At 61.1% G+C, this 314-nt stretch carries 1 protein-coding gene; it reads right to left on the bottom strand.

The genetic code is table 11. The features are described from left to right. Positions 1 to 283 (bottom strand): IS3 family transposase (locus tag BKY27_RS19690; RefSeq protein WP_071676140.1); only part of this gene is annotated, 283 nt, incomplete at its 3' end. Positions 284 to 314: the final 31 nt, after the last annotated feature.

The raw sequence follows: 314 nt of genomic DNA, 5'->3' as shown, positions 1-314 counted from the left end.
CCCAAGGCTTCAGCTTTCTTTCCAAAAAAGAGTTGGCTACCGCCAGCTCCCCGATCTTGGCGTGGAGCTCCTTAACCTGCTCCTCGTCAATCTCGGGCTTCTTGCGGCCCCCGCGCTCGAACACGCCGGACGCGCCTTCGAGCAGGGCGCGTTTCCATTGATGGATCATCGTCGGATGCACCCCGAACCGGCTCGCCAGCTCGGCCGCCGTCTCTTCACCCTTCAGGGCTTCCAGCGCGACCTTCGCCTTGAACTCGGGCGCGTGCTGCTTGCGTTTCGACATCTCTGATCTCCTTCTCGTCGAAGATCAGCAA

This window comes from Nioella nitratireducens (genome assembly GCF_001879715.1).
GTDB lineage: Bacteria > Pseudomonadota > Alphaproteobacteria > Rhodobacterales > Rhodobacteraceae > Nioella > Nioella nitratireducens.
Note: the sequence above shows the minus strand (reverse complement) of the source record. Positions and strands in the feature narration are given on the sequence as shown.